The sequence below is a fragment of the Agrobacterium sp. NPDC058088 genome (assembly GCF_042885035.1).
GTDB lineage: Bacteria > Pseudomonadota > Alphaproteobacteria > Rhizobiales > Rhizobiaceae > Agrobacterium.
This window is the reverse complement of record NZ_JBHVSU010000004.1, coordinates 151,604-171,291: the sequence shown is the minus strand read 5'-3', so window position 1 is coordinate 171,291 and position 19,688 is coordinate 151,604. Positions and strand designations below refer to the sequence as shown.

At 57.7% G+C, this 19,688-nt stretch carries 17 protein-coding genes; 10 read left to right on the top strand and 7 right to left on the bottom strand.

Annotation, left to right across the window (positions count from 1 at the left end; all coding sequences use genetic code 11):
* Positions 1 to 55 precede the first annotated feature (55 nt).
* Both ACFVTJ_RS13920 and ACFVTJ_RS13915 read right to left on the bottom strand, forming a co-directional pair.
* Entirely contained in the window at positions 56 to 361 is a 306-nt protein-coding gene (locus ACFVTJ_RS13920; RefSeq protein ID WP_386908297.1) for a DUF1244 domain-containing protein, read from the bottom strand.
* A 15-nt stretch (positions 362 to 376) separates the two neighbouring features.
* On the bottom strand, positions 377 to 1,165 hold the full coding sequence (locus tag ACFVTJ_RS13915) for an N-formylglutamate amidohydrolase (RefSeq protein ID WP_386908295.1): 789 nt from the start codon (positions 1,163 to 1,165) through the stop codon (positions 377 to 379).
* 291 nt (positions 1,166 to 1,456) lie between these two features.
* On the opposite strand from ACFVTJ_RS13915, the gene ACFVTJ_RS13910 reads away from it, so the two are divergent.
* Together ACFVTJ_RS13910 and pyk are read left to right on the top strand one after the other, a co-directional pair.
* On the top strand, positions 1,457 to 1,843 hold the full coding sequence (locus ACFVTJ_RS13910; protein WP_386908659.1) for a DUF1036 domain-containing protein: 387 nt from the start codon (positions 1,457 to 1,459) through the stop codon (positions 1,841 to 1,843).
* Positions 1,843 to 3,282, top strand: a complete 1,440-nt coding sequence (gene pyk / locus ACFVTJ_RS13905) for a pyruvate kinase (RefSeq protein ID WP_386908293.1) — start codon at positions 1,843 to 1,845, stop codon at positions 3,280 to 3,282. Before ACFVTJ_RS13910 ends, pyk begins: the two co-directional genes overlap by 1 nt.
* A gap of 82 nt (positions 3,283 to 3,364) precedes the next feature.
* Here the strand turns inward: pyk and ACFVTJ_RS13900 are convergent, their stop codons facing one another.
* Positions 3,365 to 5,266, bottom strand: a complete 1,902-nt coding sequence (locus ACFVTJ_RS13900; protein ID WP_386908291.1) for a DUF882 domain-containing protein — start codon at positions 5,264 to 5,266, stop codon at positions 3,365 to 3,367.
* Positions 5,267 to 5,442: 176 nt separating this feature from the next.
* Positions 5,443 to 6,984, bottom strand: a complete 1,542-nt coding sequence (locus ACFVTJ_RS13895; RefSeq protein WP_386908289.1) for a sigma-54-dependent transcriptional regulator — start codon at positions 6,982 to 6,984, stop codon at positions 5,443 to 5,445.
* Between the two features lie 169 nt (positions 6,985 to 7,153).
* Between ACFVTJ_RS13895 and ACFVTJ_RS13890 the strand changes: the two genes are divergently transcribed.
* Both ACFVTJ_RS13890 and ACFVTJ_RS13885 read left to right on the top strand, forming a co-directional pair.
* On the top strand, positions 7,154 to 9,004 hold the full coding sequence (locus ACFVTJ_RS13890; RefSeq protein ID WP_386908287.1) for a M3 family oligoendopeptidase: 1,851 nt from the start codon (positions 7,154 to 7,156) through the stop codon (positions 9,002 to 9,004).
* A gap of 87 nt (positions 9,005 to 9,091) precedes the next feature.
* Positions 9,092 to 9,727, top strand: a complete 636-nt coding sequence (locus tag ACFVTJ_RS13885; protein WP_386908285.1) for an aminotransferase class IV family protein — start codon at positions 9,092 to 9,094, stop codon at positions 9,725 to 9,727.
* On the opposite strand, the gene ACFVTJ_RS13880 is transcribed toward ACFVTJ_RS13885, so the two are convergent.
* The gene (locus ACFVTJ_RS13880) at positions 9,724 to 10,632 is read right to left on the bottom strand and encodes a diguanylate cyclase (RefSeq protein ID WP_386908283.1); all 909 of its coding nucleotides are present in this window, start codon (positions 10,630 to 10,632) and stop codon (positions 9,724 to 9,726) included. The genes ACFVTJ_RS13885 and ACFVTJ_RS13880 overlap by 4 nt on opposite strands.
* 259 nt (positions 10,633 to 10,891) lie before the next feature.
* On the opposite strand from ACFVTJ_RS13880, the gene ACFVTJ_RS13875 reads away from it, so the two are divergent.
* The 6 genes from ACFVTJ_RS13875 (at position 10,892) to ACFVTJ_RS13850 (ending at position 17,949) form a co-directional block, all read left to right on the top strand.
* Positions 10,892 to 12,337 carry a homospermidine synthase gene (locus ACFVTJ_RS13875; RefSeq protein ID WP_386908281.1) on the top strand — a complete coding sequence of 482 codons (1,446 nt, stop codon included), beginning with the start codon at positions 10,892 to 10,894 and terminating at the stop codon, positions 12,335 to 12,337.
* A gap of 149 nt (positions 12,338 to 12,486) precedes the next feature.
* Positions 12,487 to 12,861, top strand: coding sequence for an outer membrane lipoprotein Omp10 (omp10, locus tag ACFVTJ_RS13870; protein ID WP_386908279.1), 375 nt, complete (start codon positions 12,487 to 12,489; stop codon positions 12,859 to 12,861).
* A 217-nt stretch (positions 12,862 to 13,078) separates the two neighbouring features.
* The gene (locus ACFVTJ_RS13865) at positions 13,079 to 14,986 is read left to right on the top strand and encodes a 5'-nucleotidase C-terminal domain-containing protein (RefSeq protein WP_386908277.1); all 1,908 of its coding nucleotides are present in this window, start codon (positions 13,079 to 13,081) and stop codon (positions 14,984 to 14,986) included.
* Between the two features lie 353 nt (positions 14,987 to 15,339).
* Positions 15,340 to 16,374: a ferrochelatase gene (gene hemH / locus ACFVTJ_RS13860; protein ID WP_386908275.1), complete on the top strand. Its 1,035-nt coding sequence runs from the start codon at positions 15,340 to 15,342 to the stop codon at positions 16,372 to 16,374.
* Positions 16,375 to 16,432: 58 nt separating this feature from the next.
* Positions 16,433 to 17,482, top strand: coding sequence for an SPFH domain-containing protein (locus tag ACFVTJ_RS13855; protein ID WP_386908273.1), 1,050 nt, complete (start codon positions 16,433 to 16,435; stop codon positions 17,480 to 17,482).
* A 2-nt stretch (positions 17,483 to 17,484) separates the two neighbouring features.
* Positions 17,485 to 17,949, top strand: a complete 465-nt coding sequence (locus ACFVTJ_RS13850) for an NfeD family protein (protein ID WP_386908271.1) — start codon at positions 17,485 to 17,487, stop codon at positions 17,947 to 17,949.
* A 64-nt stretch (positions 17,950 to 18,013) separates the two neighbouring features.
* On the opposite strand, the gene ACFVTJ_RS13845 is transcribed toward ACFVTJ_RS13850, so the two are convergent.
* Together ACFVTJ_RS13845 and ACFVTJ_RS13840 are read right to left on the bottom strand one after the other, a co-directional pair.
* On the bottom strand, positions 18,014 to 19,009 hold the full coding sequence (locus tag ACFVTJ_RS13845; protein ID WP_386908269.1) for an SIS domain-containing protein: 996 nt from the start codon (positions 19,007 to 19,009) through the stop codon (positions 18,014 to 18,016).
* Positions 19,010 to 19,075: 66 nt separating this feature from the next.
* Positions 19,076 to 19,441: a PAS domain-containing protein gene (locus ACFVTJ_RS13840; protein WP_386908267.1), complete on the bottom strand. Its 366-nt coding sequence runs from the start codon at positions 19,439 to 19,441 to the stop codon at positions 19,076 to 19,078.
* Positions 19,442 to 19,688 lie beyond the last annotated feature (247 nt).

The following is a 19,688-nucleotide window of genomic DNA, read 5'->3' as shown; positions in this document are numbered from 1 at the left end:
CCTGTGAACTGCCCATTGAAAGGCGTTCCGTCAAGTCGATTCCGTCGGTGAGGACTTATTCCTTGGGCCGGTTCTGCTCGAAAGCGGCTTTCTGGTCGCCACTCGCTTCGCCCTGGTATTTCTCTTTCCAATCTTCATAAGGCATGCCGTAGACGATTTCCCGTGATTGATCCTTGCTGAGCGGAACACCTGCTTCTTCGGCCGCTTCACGGTACCAGTTGGAAAGGCAGTTGCGGCAGAAGCCCGCGAGATTCATCAGGTCGATATTCTGCACATCGTGGCGCTCACGCAGGTGCTGGACGAGACGCCGGAAGGCAGCGGCCTCAAACTCGATCTGCGCATTGTCGTTCTCAGTCGTCATGGCAAAACTCCAGGCTCAATAGGGGCCGGTGCGAGAGGCGAACAGCTGATATTCATGCAAAACGGGATCGTCGTTCATTGCGGCGAAAATGGGAGCGAGCCGGTCCGACCATTCGGCGATCCCCTCTTCATTCCCGATCAGATCCTGCCGAACCTCGAGAAGTGCATGCGGGATGCCCTTCATCATGCAATGGCGATACATGGTGTCGCCTTTGAGCGCCCCGTCGTAGGGTTCGTTATCGCCAACGAGGATATCGCCCGTGGCGCGCAGATGCGCCAGAAGCGGATCGACAGCACGGTGATCCGTGTCCCACAGAACTGCCGCATGCCATGGGCGGGGTGTTTCCTTCCAGAACGGCGTGTAAGAATGCAGCGACAGCACGAGCGGCGCCTCTTCAGACGCTTTCGCCACACCGGTCAACACACGGTCAACGGCATTGTGATAGGGCCTATGGAAGACCTCGATCCGTCTCTGCCACTCCTCGTCGGAAATGGGATGGTTGCCAGGAATGATCGCCCCGTCCGAAATCTTCATGATGAGAGTGGGATCGTCCTCACCGCGATTCGGGTCGATCAGCAGGCGAGAGAACCGCCCGAGCACGGCCGGCACGCCAAGGCGGGCGGCGAGTGAGCGCGTAAGTCCCTCTATACCGATATCAAATGCGATGTGACGATGAAAAGCGGTTTGCGGAAGGCCAAGATTGCCGTAGTGTGCCGGCAGGAGGTTCATGGCATGGTCCGCCAGAAGAACCATGCCTTTGTCATAATCGCCTTCTATGATTTCATAGGGTATGAAGTCGTTCATCGATGATTTTCTGGGGCAGGATTGAGGAGAGAAACTTGATGGCATGGCTTGAGGCCGGGCGCAAGTTCAGGCGGCAGAACAGCCATCAACCTTACCGCACTCACGATCCCACGAACAATATAATCGATTAAACTCGCGTTGACTTTCTTTGGCGGCCACGCCAAGAAGTGTGTTCATTATAACCATGGAATCCGGATGGAAGCCGTGACTCAGTCATCTCTCGCTCTTCCTCGCCACTTCAGGCATATCGCCCGTCTTTTTTCCGCAGCGGCATTGTTTCTGACCCCGTTCATGATAGCAGCGCCTGCACATGCGGATTTCCGCGTGTGTAACAGCACGCAGAACCTTGTAGGGGTCGCCATCGGCTACCGCGCAAAGGATGGCTGGGTCAGCGAAGGCTGGTGGCAGGTCCCCTCCTCGACCTGCGCAACGCTGATCGAGGGTGAGCTGCAGTCACGTTATTATTATCTCTATGCCGAAGATGCCGCTCACGGCGGCCGCTGGACCGGTGACGTCAACATGTGCGTGGCGGAAAACGAGTTTAAGATCAACGGCGTGGACGATTGTTATGCCCGCAGCTTCCAGAGAATGGGTTTCAAGGAATATGACACGGGCAGACAGGGCAGCTGGATGGTCCAGCTTTCCGACACGCCAGGCACACAGGGAAATCAAAACTGATGAAGCGTAACCGCAAAGTCAAAATTCTTGCAACTCTCGGGCCGGCCTCTTCCGAAGAGGCCATGATCGAAAAGCTGCATCTGGCCGGCGCCGATCTCTTCCGCATTAACATGAGCCATGCGAGCCACGACGTGATGCGGACGCTTATTCAGCGTATTCGCTCCGTCGAAAGCCGCAATGGCCGTCCCATCGGCATTCTGGCCGACCTGCAGGGTCCCAAGCTGCGCGTCGGAAAATTCGCCGAGACCAAGGTCGATCTGGTGCCGGGTCAGACCTTTACGCTTGATAACAACGACACCCCCGGCGACAACACCCGCGTTTTCCTGCCACATCCTGAAATTCTCGAAGCGGTCAAGCCCGGCCACCGCCTGCTGATCGATGACGGCAAACTGCATCTGCGCGCTGAAAAGAGCGACGGCAAGAGCATCGTCACCACGGTTGTTTCCGGCACCCGCATTTCCGATCGCAAGGGCATCAGCCTGCCCGACACGCTGCTGGGTGTCGGCGTTCTCACCGACAAGGACCGCGTCGATCTCGATGCCGTTCTCGAGACCAACGAAGTGGACTGGGTCGCCCTTTCCTTCGTTCAGCGTCCGGAAGACCTGGCCGAAGTCCGCAAGATTTCGCGTGGCCGTGTTGGCCTGATGTCCAAGATCGAAAAGCCCCAGGCTATCGAGCGCATCGAAGAAATCATTGAGCTTTCTGATGCATTGATGGTCGCGCGCGGCGATCTTGGTGTAGAAATGCCGTTGGAATCTGTTCCGGGCATCCAGAAGCAGCTGACCCGCGCCTGCCGCCGCGCCGGCAAGCCCGTTGTCGTCGCGACCCAGATGCTGGAATCGATGATCACGGCTCCGGTTCCTACCCGTGCGGAAGTGTCGGACGTTGCAACGGCCGTCTTTGAAGGCGCCGATGCCATCATGCTCTCGGCTGAATCCGCTTCGGGCGATTATCCGATCGAAGCCGTATCGACCATGGCCTCCATTGCCAGCACCGTGGAACAGGACCCCTATTACTCCAACATCATCTACGCACAGCGTCCCCAGCCGGAGGCAACTGGCGCCGACGCCATTTCGCTTGCCGCCCGCCAGATCGCCGAAACGCTGAAGCTTGCGGCAATCGTCACCTACACGTCCTCGGGCACGACCGGCTTGCGCGCCGCGCGTGAACGGCCGCAGGTTCCGATTATTGCGCTGTCGCCGATCATCCAGACCGCACGCCGCCTCTCGGTCGTCTGGGGCCTGCACTGCGTCGTCACCGGCGATGCCAGCGACCTGGACGACATGGTGAACCGCGCTTGTCGCATCGTTGTTTCCGAAGGTTTCGGTAAGCCAGGCGATCGCATCATCATTTCCGCTGGCGTGCCGCTCGGCACCCCCGGCGCAACCAACATGGTGCGCATCGCCTATATCGGCTCTGACGGCCAGAGCGGCGTCTGACGCCTCGCGACATACGCATGAAAAAAACCCGCCGTCTCCGGCGGGTTTTTTATTGGCCTTTCGGCCGTCAGATAAAACTGGCTCAGTGCATCTTCACCGGCGTGCTGAAACGGCTGGATTCGATGGCCACCGCACCCGGCTTGAAGCTCGCCGAGGTGGCGGAAGCCGACATCTCGTTGCTGAGCATACGATTGGCGATAACGCGCGGCGCCTTCACCGAGCGCCCGGTCGTGCCCTTGTTCTGGTTCAGCGCCCAATCCGAAATAAGATCCTGCGTCAGGCGTCCGCCGCCGACCATGGCCTGCTCGGAAACGGCTGCATCCTGCTTGCTCGGGCGCGAACCCTTGGTGGGAAGACCGGCGCTGAGGCCACCATTGACGGCAGGCTTCAGGTCAAAAGCATCCCCAAAACCGGGCTGCGGCGCGGCCTTGGCCGTTTCGGCGGGCGCAACGGTAACCTTGTGGTTCACGGCGGCCGGGAAGGGAGCTGCCGTCGGCATGGAGGCCGACTGGACCTGTGACCGGGCAGCCTGGCCGCTCTGTTCTAGAGCGGCAACCACGGTCGGCGAAAGCGTATCCTGTTGCGCCTCGGCCATATCGTCTTCACCTTCAGCATCGGCATTGGCAGCCGCAAGTAGGGCTTCAGCCACGGCCGGGCGATTGGCTGGAACTGGAACAGAGGCGAGTTCGCCGGTTGCGGCTGGTGTAGCCCCATCAGCGGAAGCCGTGAGGATCGAACCTTCCGCATCACCCTTCATGCCGCGCGGGCCGAGAAGTGTTGGCACAGGAATGGAAACTTCAGCCAGATCCGCAAATTGCTGGCGCTCTGCCGGAGCAGAGGTCGGCGTCGGCGTGGTGGCAGCCTGCAGGGCATCCTGCGCGGCATTGCGGGCCGGAGAATAAAGCGCGGTCGCAAGCCCTGCATTGGCAGGCGGCTGGTTACCGAATGCCGGCCGCGCCGTCGGCAATGGTGCGTCGTTCACACCGGGAAGGGGCTGCGCCGAAGCAACGGCGATGGTGGGTTCAGGCTCGGGAGCCGCCTGTTGCGGAGCCGGGCGAGCAACAGCCGGGCGTTCTGCGGGCTCCGGCGTTGCGATGCTATCGGGATCTTCATCCTCGTCGCCGCCGCCAAAGAGAGCTTGCAACAGGGTCTTGCGCTTGCCGCCGCCTGAAGAGGCAGGGCCGGCACCGGCGCTGGAAGCAACCTGAATGGAAGAGGAATTGACGCGCTTCTTGTAGTCAGCAAGCGCCTGCTCGTAACCGGGAAGCGGCTTGCCATCGGCAGGAAGATGCAACGTATTGCCCTTCGGGAAGATGCGCACGAGTTCCTGGCGGCTCATGCGCGGCCAAGCGCGAACACCGCCGACATCCATGTGCACGAAAGGAGAGCCGGAGGTTGGATAGAAGCCAACGCCACCGATCTGCATCTGCATGCCGATTTCGCGCAGGGTGGAAAGCTTCACGCCGGGAATGTAAAAATCCATGGCCTTGCCGAGCATATGCTGGCTTTTTTCCGCAACACCCTTGGTGCGCGTGCGCAGCAGGCCATTGGTCTCAGGCGAGCGGAAGGCCGACACGACGTTGATGTAATCGGTTGCGCCACTGCGGCGATAAACTTCCCATACGAGATCGAAAAGGCGAGGGTCCATGCGCGTCGGCTGGTTGCGACGCCAGTCGCGCAGGAATCGGTTCAGCTCCTGCAGGCCCTTCTGGTCGTATTTTCCATTGCGCTTGAAGGTGATGACCGCCTTCTCGCGTGTGTGGATATAATACAGCTTGAGGCTGCGCGTCTCGGCGGCGGCTTCCGTCGCCGAAACACCTACGAAAGGCATAGCGGCGAGCATCAGGCAGGCAAAGGTGACAGCGCGCGCCGACAGCTTCGTGCATATATCCTTGATCAAGCCGCGCGCGATCCTGGTCGAAAGCGCGTTATTCCGATGCAGATATGGCAATTCGATCCCCGCCTGGAAGACAATTTCTGTCACATTGCCTCAAATGAACGTCAAATACGGTGACACGATGGCAAAATTGCCACACACATGCAACCTTCCTCTATATAGTGAATCAGCCACTAACAAGAGGTTTATAGACGGTAAGCGGATATCCTTGCTCAGAAGTTAACGAATTTTGCTATCTACCCTGGAATAAGCGGTTTGCGACCTCACGCGGCGTCTCGAAGCGGATCATCCGGATCGATGCCATAATCCTTCAGCTTGCGATAAAGTGTGGAGCGGCCAATGCCGAGTTTTCTGGCGACCTGGCTCATCTGACCGCGATAAAAACGAAGGGCGAAACGGATGAGTTCCTCTTCGATCTCGGCCAGTTTCCGGATATTACCCGAATCGTCCATGCTGGAGATCAGGTTTCCACCCCGATAAATCGTGGTGGAAATATCCGACGGCTCCTCGATCACGGCGTGGCTCTCGGCAGCAGGCGGCGGCGAATAGGCCGCCAGCTTCAAAGACGACCCGGATGGCGAGCGGATGATATCGTCCTCATTATCGCCGTTCGAAAACTCCGGCAGTTGCAATGCGATCTGCGGAAAATCGGAATCCGACAATTCCTCACCCTGCGACAGAACCACGGCGCGGAAAACGGCATTTTCCAACTGGCGGATATTGCCCGGCCAGTCATAGGCCGTCAGCAGCGCCAGCGCGCTGGCATCGAGACCGACGGGGTTGGTCAACTTCTGTTCGGCAGAAAAGCGCTCGGCAAAAACCCGCGCCAGATGGGGAATATCTTCCTTGCGGCGACGCAGCGCCGGAATGGTGATCGGAAAGACGTTGAGGCGATAATAAAGGTCCTCGCGGAAGCGGCCTTCCTTCACCTCTTCGATGAGGTTCTTGTTGGTGGCGGAAATCAGCCGCACATTGACCTTCTGCACGCGCGCCGAGCCGACCGTTTCGATTTCACCCTGCTGGACGGCGCGCAGCAGCTTCACCTGCACGTCGAGCGGCAGATCGCCGATTTCATCGAGGAACAGCGTGCCGCCATCCGCCTCCATGAACTTGCCGACGTGTTTTTCCGTAGCGCCGGTGAAGGCGCCCTTCTCGTGGCCGAAAAGAATGCTTTCCACGAGATTATGGGGGATAGCACCGCAATTGACAGTGATGAACGGCTTGTTCGCCCGGTCGCCGGCCGACTGGATGGCACGGGCGACCATTTCCTTGCCGACGCCGGATTCGCCTTCCAGCACCACGGGAATGCTGGACTGAGCGGCGCGCTGCGCGAGTTCGATGACCCTCAGCATGGCGGGGCTTGCGGAAACGATATCGGTAAAATTCACTGCATTGCTCCGTCCGCGCCTGCCCGTGCGGGCCTTGGCCTCTCTCCTGTCGAGCTTGAGCGCATTGGAGATGGCGGCGCCGATTCTTTCCGGCGAAACCGGCTTCACGACGAAATCGAAAGCGCCGGCGCGCATGGCCTGCACGACAGTATCGATGCCACCCTGCCCCGTCTGTACGATGACCGGGACATCCGTGCCGAGTTCGCCGACTGCCTTTAGAAAGGCAAGCCCGTCCATTTCCGGCATCATCAGATCGAGGACAATGACGTTGATCTCGCCACTATATTGCTTGAGCAGTTCCAGCCCCGCCTTGCCGTTTTCGGCAAGCAAGGCCAGATGCCCATAACGTTCCACCGCATTTTTGAGCAGGCGGCGCTGGACAGGATCATCGTCTATCACGAGAACATGCGCGGTCATTTTTAGCTCCGGTTTCCGGTTTATGGACCTGCTTCATGCGGTCCCTTATGCCGCACTCTGGCACGGGAGATTTGAACATCCAGTTTTGAGAATTGCTTGCATTTTATCCATTGCCGCGGGAAACAAGGTCCCCATATGCTTCGCACGCATAATCAGAAGGACACGTCGGATGACCCTCAACCGCGCTACCCCACAATCCCTGTTCTCCCTTGCCGAAACCTCCGGCCCAGCACTTGGCGATCTGCCCGGCTGGAAATTGTCGGATCTCTATCCATCAGGGGAATCGGCGGAATATAAGGGCGATCTCGAGAAGGCGGCGTCGATGGCGGCGGCTTTCGAGGGGAAATGGAAGGGCAAGCTCGAAGCAGCCGCAAAGGCGACGGGCGAAGAGGGCATCGGCGCTGCGCTGAAGGACTATGAGGCGCTGGACGATCTTATCGGCCGTATCGGCTCCTTTGCCGGGCTTACTTATTTTTCCGACACCTCGAACCCGGCGAACGGCAAGCTTTACGGCGACGCTCAGGCAAAACTGACGGATATTTCCGCACATCTCCTGTTTTTCACGCTTGAACTCAACCGCATCGACGACGCCACGATGGACGCCTGCATGGCGAACGACGCCGCGGCGGGCCACTATCGCCCGTGGCTCGTGGATTTGCGCAAGGACAAGCCGCATCAGCTCGACGATCAGCTGGAGCAGCTCTTCCTTGAAAAATCGATGACCAGCGCGGCAGCCTTCAACCGCCTGTTCGACGAAACGATGGCCGACCTGCGTTTTGACATTGATGGTGCGAGCCTTCCGCTGGAAGTGACGCTGAACATGCTGCAGGAACCAGAGCCGGAAACCCGCAGGAAGGCGGCGAAAGCCTTGAGCGCCACCTTCAAGGACAATCTGCGGGTCTTCACCCTCATCACCAACACGCTTGCCAAGGACAAGGATATTTCCGACCGCTGGCGCAAGTTCGAAGATATTGCAGATAGCCGTCATCTCGCAAACCGTGTCGAGCGGGAGGTGGTCGATGCCCTGGCGGCAGCGGTCAAGAACGCCTATCCGCGCCTTTCGCACCGTTATTACGCCATGAAGGCGAAATGGCTCGGCATGGAACAGATGAATTATTGGGATCGCAATGCGCCGCTTCCAGATACGTCGAATACGATCATCCCCTGGGATGAGGCCAAGGATACCGTGCTTTCTGCCTATGGCAATTTCGCCCCTGAAATGGCCGATATCGCGCGCCGATTCTTCGATGAAGAGTGGATCGACGCCCCTGCCCGCCCCGGCAAGGCGCCCGGCGCTTTCGCCCATCCGACAGTGCCCTCAGCGCATCCTTACGTGCTCGTCAACTATCTCGGCAAACCGCGCGACGTGATGACGCTCGCCCATGAGCTTGGCCATGGCGTGCACCAGGTTCTGGCGGGCCAGCAGGGCGCACTGATGTGCTCAACGCCGCTGACGCTTGCCGAAACCGCTTCCGTCTTCGGGGAAATGCTGACCTTCCGCAAGCTGCTCGATGACACAAAAGATGTCCGGGAGCGCAAGGCCATGCTCGCCCGCAAGGTCGAGGACATGATCAATACGGTCGTGCGCCAGATCGCCTTTTACGAATTCGAGCGCAAGCTGCACACCGCCCGCAAAGAAGGCGAGCTGACCTCGGAACAGATTGGCGAATTGTGGCTCTCGGTCCAGGCCGAAAGCCTCGGTCCGGCCATCCGGATTTCCGAAGGTTACGAGACATGGTGGACCTACATCCCCCATTTCATCCACTCGCCCTTCTATGTTTATGCTTATGCCTTCGGCGATTGCCTGGTGAATTCGCTCTACGCGGTTTACCAGAAGGCCGAGACGGGTTTTCAGGAAAAATATTTCGAGCTTCTGAAAGCAGGCGGCACCAAGCATCATTCGGAGCTTCTGAAACCCTTCGGCCTCGATGCAACCGATCCTTCATTCTGGGATAAGGGGCTTTCGATGATCGAAGGACTGATCGACGAGCTGGAAGAGCTGGACCGGAAACAGGCTTAATATCTTCCGCCGGCAAAGCTATCCTATTTCGGACAAGCTTGCCGGTTGATATTAATCGGTGAACAATCCAGGCGAAGAGCACAGGCCATGAAACGCAAACCCGCTGATCTGACCTTGAAGGAAACCCTGCGCTGGGAACCGCAAACGGGCTTTCAGCGCATCGATCAGCATATGCGCCGTCTATTGCGCTCCGCCGATGCGCTGGGTTTTCGCGCGCCCGTCAACGCGGTTCAGATGCTGGAAAAGCAGGTGGGCGGTGAAAAGCCGCTCTGCGTCAGGCTGGTCATGAACTACAAGGGCGAACTGGATATCCAGACGACGGAATTCCATCCGCTGCGGGAAAGTGCCGTTTGGCGCGTCCGCATTGCCAGCAACACCACGCTCGATTCCTCCGATACCTTCTATCGCCACAAGTCGTCGCGACGCGAGCCCTATGATGCCGCCCGCGCCGAATTTTCAGCGGAGGAGGCAGATGAGGTGTTGCTGCTCAACGAGCGCGGCGAGTTGTGCGAGGGATCATCGACCAGCATTTTCGTCGAAACACCCGACGGGCACCTGCTGACGCCGCCGCTCGACAGTGGCATTCTGCCGGGTGTGCTGCGCGCTGATCTGATCCGCGAACGCAAGGCGCGCGGACAGGCGTTGATACCGGATGATATTGTCGGCCGTAAGCTCTTCGTCGGCAATTCGCTGCATGGGTTGATTGCAGCGGAGCTGGTTTAGACCGTCACCGCCAGAAGCCGGTCGCGGCCTTTTTCCTTGGCTGCATAAAGAGCCTGATCGGCGCGCATGAAAACATCGTCGGCGCTTTCCATCATCCGAAAAGCCGTCATTCCCGCCGAACAGCTATAGGAAAAATCCGGGAACTCCAAAAGCGGTCTGGAAAGGCGCACCTTCTGCAGCAGCCGCTCAACAATCTCCTGGCCCTCGGCAATTGAACTGCGCGGCAGGATGAGCATGAATTCCTCACCCCCGATCCTGCCGAAGCAATCCACCCGCCGGATGACGGAGTGAGCGATGGCGACAAAATCACGCAATACCGCATCACCACATTTATGGCCGAAGCGATCATTGATCTGCTTGAAAAAGTCGATGTCGAGCGTGCACAGGCAAAAGGGCGCCTCAAACCCCTTGGTTACCTGCTCCACCTGCAGAGCCAGCTTGGCGAAAACGAAGCGGCGGTTTGCAGTCCCGGTCAATTCATCCGTCTGCGAGGCGCGCACCGCCAAATCCCTGTCCTGTCGCAGCGTCCTGTAACCCTGACGCAATTCGGTAACGTCGCTTGCGACGCACAGCATCCAGCCATCCTGCTGCACCGTCTCCGTCATCCAGAACCAGCGGCCATCGTAGAGGTCCATTTCAAAGGCGCGATAGGGCAGCTTGCCGCGCCGGGACTGTGCCGAGAGCAGCCATGCTTCAAAATCATTGTTGCGGATGACGACACCGGTGCGCAGCCGGTGGTTCAGCCGCATGATATCGGCCCATGTTGGCAAATCACCGGCGGCAAGCTGAAAACTTTCCCGAAACGATGGATTGGCATGGCGCAACCGGTCTTCGGAATCGTAAAGGGCAATGAGAACGGGAGTGGCACTCTGAAGAGCTGCGACACGCTCTAAAAGATCATTCAACAGGCAACTCTCCTGCGATGGCGAAAAATTCCCGTTTCGTCATCCGCCCAAGGCCCCCCAAACCTTTCTGCGCACAAACGAAAAGAAGAACTTAATTATAAACACACTCTCTAAAATGCGAAGAAGCAGAAATGGTGGAAACAACGCATTCGCTCGTCGCACCATCGTTATCGTCATATGTCCGTCATCCACCTGCCCTTTATTGTGGCACGCTTTTATGATCTAGCTTACTTATTGGCTGAAAAAGGAAAATTGACGAATGACGGACGCAAACTACCCGATTTACGGTGATATTGACGGCCCCATCATCATGATCGGCTTCGGCTCCATTGGGCGCGGCACTCTTCCGTTGATCGAGCGTCATTTCAATTTCGACAGGACCCGGCTCGTCGTCATCGATCCGCGCGAGGACATCGCTGCGTTTCTGGCGGAGAAAAATATCCGTCATATCAAGACGCATCTGACCAAGGCGAACTACAAGGAAGTTCTCAAGCCGCTTCTGAAGGGCGTGCAAGGGCAGGGCTTCTGCGTCAATCTTTCGGTCGATGCCGCCTCTGTCGATCTGATGCGGATCTGCCGCAAACACGGCATGCTATATATCGACACCGTGGTGGAGCCATGGCCCGGCTTCTATTTCGACGCCGATGCCGACAACGGCGCCAGAACCAATTATTCGCTGCGCGAGACCATGCTCAAGGAACGGGCGCGCAGGCCCGGCGGCACGACCGCGGTGTCCACCTGCGGCGCCAACCCCGGCATGGTGTCCTGGTTCGTAAAGCAGGCTCTCATCAATCTTGCGAAGGATACCGGCCTCGACATCGAAGAGCCACAACCGCAAGACCGGGAAGGATGGGCGAAGCTGATGAAGCAGCTGGGCGTCAAGGGAGTGCATGTGGCGGAGCGCGATACCCAGCGGGCAAAAGAGCCTAAACCCTTCGGCGCTTTCTGGAACACATGGTCGGTGGAAGGTTTTATTTCTGAAGGTTTTCAGCCGGCCGAACTCGGCTGGGGAACGCACGAAAACTGGATGCCGAAAAACGCAAAAAAGCAGAAGAAGGGAAGCAAGGCGGCGATCTATCTCGATCAGCCCGGCGCGAATACGCGCGTGCGCACATGGTGCCCCGGGCTCGGAGCACAATATGGGTTTCTCGTCACCCACAATGAGGCGATCTCGATTTCGGATTATTTCACGGTCCGCAACGAGGATGGTGACGTGACCTATCGGCCGACCTGTCACTACGCTTATCACCCATGCAACGACGCCATCCTGTCCTTGCACGAACTTTTTGGCAATGGCGGCAACCCTCAGCCGATCCAGCATGTGCTTGGCGAAGACGAACTCGTTGACGGCGCGGACGAATTGGGCGTCCTACTCTATGGCCACGACAGGAACGCCTACTGGTATGGTTCGCGGCTTACCCTTCAGGAGGCGCGCTCGCTTGCCCCCAGCCAGAATGCTACTGGATTGCAGGTCAGTTCGGCGGTTCTTTCCGGCATGGTCTGGGCGATCGAAAACCCTGAGGCCGGCATCGTTGAGGCGGATGAGATGGACTATCGCCGTTGCCTTGAAGTGCAGCGACCCTATCTCGGTCCCGTCGAGGGACATTATACCGACTGGACGCCCATCGACGGCCGCCCGGGACTGTTCCCCGACAATATCGATACGTCCGATCCCTGGCAGTTCCGCAACATCCTCGTGCGCTGATGCGGCAGAGTCTCATATTTGCCACGCCAAGGCTTTCCTGAACCGCGTTGGGAACCCGGGAGAGCGAACAACGTTGCCTTGAAATAAAGGACGCTTCACGGCATGGTCGAAGCACAGAAAGTTTCATCGAATCGCAGGAGAACAGGCTCATGAACTTCAAGACAAGCGCTGCTTTGCTTTCGGCCGCCATCGCGGTGTCTTCATGCGTCGCACCGGGACCCTCGCAGCAGACCTCGATGGCGCCTTCGCTTTCCCGCGGCCCGGCTGTCGACGGCCGCTGGATCGACCGCAACGGCATCGTATCGACGTTCCAGAACGGCGCCTTCTCCACCCGTTCGACCGACACCAACACGCTTCTGGCCTCCGGCACCTATGTCACGATTTCGCCGACGCTCTATGAAATCAACATGACGTCGCTGGTGCGCAACACCCAGTCGCGCGTCAACTGCGCGCTCGTCTCCCCGTCACAATTGAACTGCACGACGGACAGCAACAGCCAGTTCTCACTGACACGGCAGGGCTGATAATACTGCCTTTTCAACGGTATAACCCTCTGAAACGCACGCCTCCGGCGTGCGTTTTTGTTTATTGCGCACCTGTCATAATTTCGCTTGCGGCGGCTGCAGCTAAATGAAAACATCCGGTTTTCGAATGACTGACATGTTTTCGGATTAAAGAATGAGCAGGGTCGGAGAATGATCAGCCGGCCCGGACTTCCGTTTGGAACAGGAGAGAAGGACCATGAAGAAAATTTTGGGACTGTGCATGCTGAGCGTTTCCGCAATAACGCTTTCAGCTGGAGCGGCTCTGGCAGACTACAAACTTAATATTCTTCACATCAACGACCTTCACTCCCGTATCGAGGCAATCAACAAATTCGATTCGACCTGCTCACCTGCCGAAACGGAAAAGAAGGAATGCTTTGGCGGTATCGCCCGTGTAAAGAGCGCGATCGATGCGCGCCGTGGAGAACTCGGGAGCAGCGCCAACCTCCTCGTTCTCGATGCCGGTGATCAGTTCCAGGGCTCGCTATTCTATACGCGCTACAAGAGCGGACCCGTTGCCGAATTCATGAATGGCATCGGCTTCGATGCCATGGCAATCGGTAATCATGAATTCGATGACGGTCCAGAAGAGCTGCTGAAATTTATCAATGCGCTGAAGTTCCCCATCATTTCCGGAAACACCAAGGCGGCCGCCGATTCCATTCTGGCCGATAAGTATAAAGGTTACGTCATCAAGGATCTGGGCGGCCAGAAGGTCGCCGTGGTTTCGGTGCTTGCAACCGACACCAACGAAACCTCGTCGCCGGGCGACAAGATCAGCTTTGAAGACGAGGTCGCCTACCTGAAAGGCGCCGTGAAGGAAATTCAGGACCAGGGTATCAACAAGATCGTGCTGCTTTCGCACGTCGGTTACGTCCGAGATCAGGAAATAGCACAGGCGGTGGACGGCATCGACGTCATCGTGGGCGGTCATAGCCACACACTGCTTTCCAGCACCGACCCCAAGGCCGCCGGTCCCTATCCCACGCTTGTCAAGAACCCGTCCGGCGTCGATGTTCCAATCGTTACGGCTTACGCATACTCGAAATATCTTGGTGACCTTACCGTGACCTTTGACGACAACGGTGTCGTCAAGTCGGCTGAAGGCGCACCTAAGCTCCTGGATGCTTCAGTCACGCCCGACGATGCATTCAGCAAACGCGTCACGGAACTCGCCGGTCCACTCGAGGAGATGAAGAAAAAGGAAATTGGCTCGTCAGAAAGCGCCATCGATGGTTCGCGTGAAGTTTGCCGCGCCAAGGAATGCACGATGGGTAATCTCGTCTCTGACGCGCTGCTGGATCGCGTCAAGGATCAGGGCATTACCATCGCCATCCAGAACGGCGGTGGCTTGCGCGCTTCCATCGACGCGGGAACCGTAACGATGGGTGAAGTCCTGACGGTTCTGCCGTTCCAGAATTCCATTGCTACTTTTCAGCTAAAGGGTTCGGATCTGGTCGCAGCGCTTGAGAATGGCGCGGGCCAGATCGAAGAAGGCGCTGGACGTTTTGCGCAGGTTGCCGGCCTCAAATATTCGTTCGATCGGTCCAAAGCGCCTGGTAGCCGAGTTGTTTCCGTCGAAGTCAGGGAAGGCGACAGCTTCGTGCCGCTGGACCCGAACAAGACCTATGGTGTCGTCTCCAACAATTACATGCGCTCGGGCGGAGACGGCTACAAGGTCTTTGCAACCAAGGCGATTAATCCCTATGACTTCGGCCCGAGCCTTGAAGACGCTGTTGCTGCCTATATCAGCGCCAACAGCCCCTACAAGCCCCATACGGACGGCCGCATCATCGACGTAACCCCTGCGGATTACGTGGCGCCCGCAAAACAGCCCGCACCCCCAGCAGCACCTGCCCCCACTGCGCCCGCGCCCGCCGCGGCAACCGGCGCCGCACCGGCACCCGCGGCTACAGCACCGGCAGCACCTGCAACTGCAGCCGCCGCCAGCAAATACGTCGTTGAAAAAGGCGACTCCCTTTGGAAGATCGCAGCGGAGAAATATGGTGACGGCGCTCTCTGGAGCAGAATTGCCAAGGCAAACACGTTGAAGCGTCCGAACCACATCGAGATCGGCGAAGAGCTGGAACTGCCGGCTCAATAAGGCGGACGGCAAGGAACAGGGCAATTTGCCGCATATGCGATGCCGGCTCCGGACAACGGGGCCGGTTTCTTATTTTTCCTTTTAAAACAGATACCTGCAGATCACGGTTTGTCAAAAGTCGGCCTGTGGCTGCGCCTGCCCCCGAAATTGCCTCCGTCGATGGTTTAATCCTGAAGAATTTCGTCTAGAACACGATGAACAAAATGATGGTGCGAGCGTATAGCTCGGGCATTTCCGACCAAACCTCGTCACGGTTTGCGTTCGGGTAGATAAACAGAAGATGGAGTGTTCAGGCCTTTATTCGAGGCGGGGCCGCTCCTCACATAACCAGTCAGAGTTTCAGGGTATCATTCATGGCGACAGAACTATCCCCACTCCCCGCAAACCATCCCCGCGTGACTTTTGGCAAGGTGGGCGTCCTGCTCGTCAATCTCGGCACGCCTGACGGCACGGATTATTGGCCGATGCGCCGTTATCTTGCGGAGTTTTTGAGCGACAAGCGCGTTATCGAATGGTCCCGTCTCTACTGGTATCCGATCCTTTACGGCATTGTCCTCAACAAGCGCCCGCAGAAGGTGGGTAAGGCCTATGAGGAAATCTGGAACCGCGAGCGCAATGAAAGCTATCTGCGCACCTATACACGCAGCCAGGGCGAGTTGATGGCCGAGGCGCTGAAAGATTTGCCTAATGTCGTGGTCGACTGGGCCATGCGTTACGGCCAGCCTTCGATCGCATCCAAGATCGATGCCCTGAAGGCGCAGGGCTGCGAAAAAATCCTGCTTTTCCCGCTTTATCCGCAATATGCCGCGTCGACCACCGCAACCGTGAACGACAAGGCTTTCGAGCATCTTATGAAGCTGCGCTGGCAACCCGCGATCCGCACCGTGCCGCCCTATCATGACGATCCCGCTTATATCGAAGCGCTCGCGGCCTCGGTCAAAAACCATCTGGCGACGCTGGACTGGGAGCCGGAGATGCTGATCACCTCCTTCCATGGCATTCCGCAATCCTATTTCAAAAAGGGTGATCCCTATTATTGTCATTGCCAGAAAACCGCACGGCTGCTGCGGGAGGCACTGGGGCGGACCGAAAAGAACTTCATGATTACCTTCCAGTCGCGCTTCGGGCCGGAGGAATGGTTGCAGCCCTATACCGACAAGACCGTGGAGAAGCTGGCCTCCGAAGGCGTGAAACGTATCGCCGTCATGAATCCCGGCTTCGTATCGGATTGTCTCGAGACGCTGGAAGAAATTGCCGGTGAGGCCGGTGAGATATTCCTGCATAATGGCGGTGAGAAATTCACCCATATTCCGTGTCTCAATGACAGCGCCGAGGGCATGAATGTTCTCGAAAAAGTTGTAAGACGGGAGTTGCAAGGCTGGGTGTAATCTTGCCATAACGATGACATGGTAAACCCCGGACGGTTCTGATCTCAGGAGGAAAGTGATGATTGCATTGGGCGGTTTCGACATCGTCGTCATAGCGGCGGTTGTTCTGGTTATTCTGGTGCTGTTTGCCGGCATCAAGACCGTGCCGCAGGGGCATCGTTACACCGTTGAACGCTTCGGGCGTTACACCCGCACGCTTGAGCCCGGCCTGAACCTCATTGTGCCGTTCTTTGAAAGCATCGGCTCGAAAATGAATGTGATGGAGCAGGTGCTCCACATACCGACGCAGGAAGTCATTACCCGCGACAATGCCAGCGTCTCAGCCGATGCCGTCACCTTTTATCAGGTACTCAATGCCGCCCAGGCAGCTTATCAGATCTCCAATCTGCAAATGGCGATCGAAAATCTCACCATGACCAACATACGCTCGGTGATGGGCTCGATGGACCTCGACGAGCTGCTGTCGAACCGCGATGCCATCAATGATCGCCTGCTGCGCGTGGTGGACGAGGCGGTGGGACCATGGGGTATCAAGGTCACCCGCATCGAGATCAAGGACATCGCGCCGCCGAAGGACCTCGTCGATTCCATGGCGCGACAGATGAAGGCGGAGCGCGAAAAACGCGCGCAGGTGCTTGAGGCAGAGGGTGCCCGCAACGCACAGATTTTGCGCGCGGAAGGTGCAAAACAATCCGCCATTCTGGAGGCGGAAGGTCAGCGCGAAGCGGCATTCCGCGATGCCGAAGCCCGCGAACGTTTGGCGGAGGCCGAAGCCAACGCCACCCGCATGGTCTCGGAAGCCATCGCCGCCGGCAATGTCCACGCCATCAACTATTTCGTCGCCCAGAAATACACCGAAGCGCTTGCAGAGATCGGCACCGCCAAGAATTCCAAGATCGTGCTGATGCCGATGGAAGCCTCGGCGTTGATCGGCTCTCTCGGCGGCATCGGCACGATTGCGAGAGAAGTGTTCGGCGACAAGGGTGACGCACCGAGCGCGCCTGCCGCCCCGGCATCATCCCGCTCCGTGCCGCCGACCCGGTCTCCCGGTCAGAGCATCAATGTTTCCATTCCTGGTAATCCCTTCGGCTCTTCATCGGAGAAGTGACGATGTTGCAACGGCTTGCCACTGAGCTGGGCCCCTGGAGCTGGTGGATCGTCGGCTTCGTGCTGCTCGCCGCCGAACTCATCGCACCCGGCGTGTTCCTGATCTGGATCGGCCTTGCCGCGCTGGTCATCGGGGCTTTTTCGCTGTTTTTCTGGGAGACGGCATTCTGGGCATGGCAATTGCAACTGGTGCTGTTTGCCGCGCTTTCCGTGGTGTTTGCCCTGCTTGGACGGAGATATTTCGGCCGAAACCGTGCGGTGAGCGACGAACCATTCCTGAACCAGCGGGAGGCCAGCCTTGTCGGCCGCACAGCAACCCTGCAGGAACCGATCGTCGAGGGACGCGGGCGGATAAGACTTGATGATACATGGTGGCCGGTTAATGGCGAGGACCTGCCGGCCGGAACCCGTGTCAGGATTGCGTCAGCGCGCGGTCGCACGCTGACAATCGAGCCGATAGACCCGTAAGCTCTGCGCTGGTCGGCGGCGTTGACGGCGCGCTTCCAGACGCCATCCAATTCCGCGGAAGGCCTCAGGCGACGCCGATCCTCAGGAGATCGTGGAAATGCACTAATCCTATCGGCCGGTTGTTGTCATCGACAACGATCAGCGCGCCGATATGGAATTTCTCCAGCGTCGCTAAGGCACTGGTCGCCAGCACCGACTTTTTGACTGTTTTCGGGCTGCGGGTCATGATGTCGTCGACCACCAGTTCGGCGAGGTTGCGCGACAGGTTGCGCGCCAAGTCGCCCTCGGTGACGATGCCGCACAGACGGCCATCCTCGTCAAGAACACCAACACAACCGAAATGCTTGCGGGACAGAACGCCCACCGCTTCGGGCATTGCCGTTCCCTTGTTGACCAGTGGCACACGATCGCCCGTATGCATGATGTCGCTGACCAGCGTCAGGCTCGCCCCCAGCTTGCCGCCGGGATGGAAAACCTTGAAGTCACCCGCGGTGAAATTACGCGCTTCCAGCAGCGCAACGGCAAGGGCATCACCAAGTGCGAGTTGCATCAAGGTGGAGGTGGTGGGTGCTAGCCCAAGCGGACAGGCCTCCTGCTCATTGGGCACCAGCAACACGATATCGGAGGCTTGCGCCAGCGATGATTTTTCCGAACAGGTGAGTGCGATCAGCGGAATGGAGAAACGGCGGGAATAATTGATGATGCTGCGCAATTCCGCGCTTTCACCACCCTTGGAAATCGCCAGCACCACATCATCGCCGCCAATCATGCCCAGATCGCCGTGGTTGGCCTCCGCCGCATGCACGAAAAAGGCAGGCGTTCCCGTGGACGCGAAAGTAGCGGCAAGCTTTGCGCCTATGTGGCCGCTTTTACCGACCCCAGTGATGATGAGACGGCCATTCGACTGGCCGATGGTCTCGATTGCCTTGCAGAATGGGTCGGAAAGACCATTTCTGAGAGCATCCTCAAGGGCGGCAAGGCCAGCCCGCTCCATCGAAATAGTCCGCAGAGCGGATTCGATGGCATTGTCTTCGACCAATTTGACGGCGCGCGTAATCATGGCCGACTGTTACTCTCTCAGCCGGAATAAGTCCACTCTTGGAGGTTTCGGCAAGAAGACATATCGTCAATGACGTCTATCCGGCGGAGAAATCTCCTCAATCGTTCCAAGTCGCTTGAACGGGATGTTTTCCTCATCGACTAGATATCGCCCCAGCGTCCTTACCCATGAAACCGAGCCGTCGCTGCGGCGCACGGCATATTCCTGATCATAAAAACTCGCAGCCTTCAGGGTAATTAACGCCGTTTCGATCACGCGATTTCGATGATCCAGATCCACCTTTTCGAGCATCTGAAAAATGCTGATGCCCTGCATCGCCTGTCTTAATGGAATTCCGAAGAGTTCAGCACATACTTCATCTAAATAGAAACGGTCATTGGTAATATCCCAACAATAAAAACCGACTTGCCGGATGTTCAAAACACGATTCATGAAACGATGCTGTCACATAAAATGAAATTCGATATAATTGTTGAACGATTTATGATCGCCCTGCGTAATTATAGGACAATTACGTGCCAAATTGAAACGTTTTAATCTTCACATATTAGAAATATTTTGAAGTTGCGCGATCCCGCGCAGCAGTCCGGATCGGCGTAATCGGGTTGCCGTTCGCTCGACAGGCGCTGCCGATTCCCATCCACGCCGAGACGCCGAAATCCCCGCCGATCTTTATCAA